Annotated in this window: 4 protein-coding genes; 2 read left to right on the top strand and 2 right to left on the bottom strand. The window is 36.4% G+C overall.

Annotation, left to right across the window (positions count from 1 at the left end):
* Positions 1-31 precede the first annotated feature (31 nt).
* Positions 32-616 (bottom strand): YhcN/YlaJ family sporulation lipoprotein, encoded by a 585-nt coding sequence (locus V7137_RS26115; protein WP_335700778.1) that lies wholly within the window; start codon positions 614-616, stop codon positions 32-34.
* 204 nt (positions 617-820) lie between these two features.
* Between V7137_RS26115 and V7137_RS26110 the strand changes: the two genes are divergently transcribed.
* A complete protein-coding gene (locus V7137_RS26110; RefSeq protein ID WP_218345748.1) occupies positions 821-2149 on the top strand; it encodes a PhoH family protein in 1329 nt (442 codons plus the stop codon).
* 39 nt (positions 2150-2188) lie between these two features.
* Here V7137_RS26110 and V7137_RS26105 read toward each other — a convergent pair whose 3' ends face one another.
* The gene (locus V7137_RS26105; RefSeq protein ID WP_335700777.1) at positions 2189-2686 is read right to left on the bottom strand and encodes a peptidyl-prolyl cis-trans isomerase; all 498 of its coding nucleotides are present in this window, start codon (positions 2684-2686) and stop codon (positions 2189-2191) included.
* A gap of 222 nt (positions 2687-2908) precedes the next feature.
* Between V7137_RS26105 and V7137_RS26100 the strand changes: the two genes are divergently transcribed.
* A complete protein-coding gene (locus V7137_RS26100) occupies positions 2909-3190 on the top strand; it encodes a YlaN family protein (RefSeq protein WP_335700776.1) in 282 nt (93 codons plus the stop codon).
* The last annotated feature ends 157 nt before the right edge of the window (positions 3191-3347 follow it).

Genomic DNA, 3347 nt, shown 5'->3' with positions numbered 1-3347 from the left:
TGCCAAAATCAACAATATGATTTAACATAGCCTATTTATAATGATTAGATTGGTCTTCTTGTTCTTTTTCTAGCTTATTTTTATCGTTAGATTTAAGCTTCTTATCTGGTTTTTCTGGAGCATTCTTAGGGTTTGGAGTAATTATATCTCCAGGTATCTCAGGCATTAAGCGGCCAGCTACATCTGCGAGTTCCTCCATAATGCCTTGAATTGGTCTGCCCTTATTAATATCTGCTTTTATTTCCTTTAAGCGCTGTGTTGTATCAGCATCAGCAACCACTACCGCATTTGCACCGTACGGATCCTTCTTTAGACTTTCTGCTACAGAATATTTAATGGATCCTACTTGGGAACGGTCAATTTTTGAGTTGACATCAATACCTACAATTGCGTATCTTCCTAATACGACAGCAGTGGCATCTTTAACATTTGGAATACTTGTTGCAAGTTTTACCAACCGTTTGGAGATTTCTTGACCAGATTTTCGGTCAACATTTTCAATGTAGCTGTTTTTTACGTTAACTAATGAATTGTTGTCATTGTTTGTCAGTTCCTTTTTTGTGGCGCATCCGGTAATGAACAGACATAACGCAGTTATCAGTAAGGTTTTCTTCATTTAAAATCCACCTCCGAAATGCTTTATAAATAATTTGAATTAAGCCCTCATCATTCACCTAAATTGAATCTCTCGTTAACATTTATTGTGCGGAACTCCTTCTATCTTTATTCCAATAAACATATATTTTACCAAAGTCCAATCTAGCGACAGGGTTGTTGGCAATATGCAATCCTAACAACAAGTAAAGCAGGAGGCGTTGCTTTGAGTAAGATATACGTGTTAGATACAAATGTCTTGTTACAAGACCCGTATTCCCTCTTCTCCTTTGAAGATAATGAAGTTGTTATTCCTGCAGTGGTTCTTGAAGAAGTGGACTCAAAGAAAAGGTACATGGATGAGGTCGGAAGAAATGCAAGACATGTATCAAGATTAATTGATGGCCTAAGGGCTTCAGGAAAACTCCATGAAAAAATTCCTCTTGAAAACGGAGGAACCATCAGAATTGAATTGAATCATCGTACCTTCCATGAGCTTCAGGATATATTTATTGAAAAAACAAATGATAATCGAATTCTCGCTGTGGCCAAAAATTTATTCTTAGAAGAACAAACAAAAGAAAATGGTAAGCCCGTTATTCTAGTTAGTAAGGACGCTCTTGTCAGGGTAAAAGCAGATGCAATTGGATTAGATGCTGAAGATTTTTTGAATGATCGTGTCGTGGAAATCGATCATATTTACACAGGTTTTTTTGAAGTATTTCTTCCAATCGAACTTTTAGGTCGTTTTTATGAGAAGGGAGAACTCAATCTCTCGGAGATAGCAAATCACCCATTTTACCCGAATCAATTTTTAGTAATGAAAGATGCACTGGGCAGTTCTGCTTCAGCGATCGGAATGGTTGATAAAACGAGTAAAAAGGTAAAAAAATTAGTATTAAACCAAGAACATGTATGGGGCATCCATTCAAGGAATGTTCAGCAGACGATGGCAATTGAATTGTTATTACGGAAAGATATTCATTTAGTAACCTTAACGGGGAAAGCAGGTACAGGGAAAACACTGTTAGCACTAGCATCAGGACTAATGCAAACAGAAGATTTCAGGGAATACAAAAAACTATTAGTGGCAAGGCCGATTGTGCCGGTGGGGAAAGATTTAGGGTTTTTACCAGGAGAAAAACAAGAGAAACTTAGGCCGTGGATGCAGCCTATCTTTGATAATCTTGAATTTCTTTTCAATACGAAAAAACCAGGTGAACTAGATGCTATCTTAGCGGGTATGGGATCTATTGAGGTAGAGGCATTGACGTATATTCGCGGCAGAAGTTTACCGAAGCAGTTTATCATCATCGATGAAGCGCAAAATTTAACGAAGCATGAAGTGAAAACCATCCTGACCCGTGTTGGAGAGGGAAGTAAAATTGTTTTAATGGGAGACCCAGAACAGATTGATCATCCTTATCTTGATGCCTATAACAACGGATTAACGTATGTGGTGGAAAAATTTAAGGATCAGGCTATTTCAGGACATGTTAAATTAATGAAAGGGGAAAGGTCGGGATTAGCACTTTTGGCAGCAGATTTACTTTAAATACTTCTAAAAGTAAAACGGGCGCCAAAGGCACCCGTCTTATTTTATGGAAAAACCTGTTACGTTTTTAATCGGACTGTGTTGATTTGAACCATCGCCTAAATAGACATGAATGGGCCCATCTACCTTTAGTGGCTTGCCTTTATTGGAAAATCCCAAGAGTAAATCATAGGCGGTTTCAAGAGGGTATTCATGTTCACCATCTTTACAATGAATAACAAAAGTTTGTGCATCACTAGCAGGTTCTGAATTTGTTAAGAATGGTTTTAAAGGAATACCAAAGGTCCCTGTCAAAACCTTTTCCTTTTCGAATTTCTTTTCTGATTTCAATGTAGGCGGGTAAATGGCACCTTCCATAATTTCACGGTCCCAATGCTTGGATACAACCTTCGTATACTCTTCTAATGAATTAGCATTCTCTCGTTTTGTTGAAAAATAGGTAGTTAAATCAACTCGTCGATCATCAAAAATCCACACTCCAGGATCAAGTGTGATGGTATACTTTACGTTTCCTGAAATGATAATGATATTTTCCATATATAATTCCCCCTAAACCCTTGCTTAATTAGTATAACTTTTTTTTGTCAAAATGTCATAATAGTAAAATTAGGTTCATGAGAAGATTAATCATGGTCAATCCACTTCTGTCGCAGCTGGCTGTTCATATCTAATCTACTTCATTGTTCTTGCAATTTTCCTGTGTTAACGGTAAAATTTATAGATAAGTTGTATTATCGCTCTGAAATGGGGGGATTAATGTTGGCGTCTGAAATGATCGTGAATCACCAGGAGAAAGCATATGCCTTATTACAGGCTGACGCTGAAAAAATATTAAGGCTAATCAAAGTGCAAATGGACAATCTCACGATGCCTCAATGCCCTCTTTATGAAGAGGTATTGGATACGCAAATGTTTGGCTTATCAAGGGAAATAGATTTTGCTGTTCGATTAGGTTTAATAGATAGTAAAGATGGAAAAGCAATCCTCGATACATTAGAAAAAGAATTATCAGCGCTTCATGATTCTTCTTCAAGGAAATAGTGTCATAAGAACTCAAACAATCAATGAAAATTGTTTGGGTTTTTTTGTTATTTATAAGCAAGTGTTCTCATGTCTTTTAATATTAATTTGTTGTAACAAATTAACTTTTCCTCAAGAAATAATGTTTATTTTCTATTATAATAGAATGATATAAATC

The organism is Neobacillus drentensis, from assembly GCF_036962765.1.
In the GTDB taxonomy this organism is placed as follows: domain Bacteria; phylum Bacillota; class Bacilli; order Bacillales; family Cytobacillaceae; genus Neobacillus; species Neobacillus drentensis_C.
Note: the sequence above shows the minus strand (reverse complement) of the source record. Positions and strands in the feature narration are given on the sequence as shown.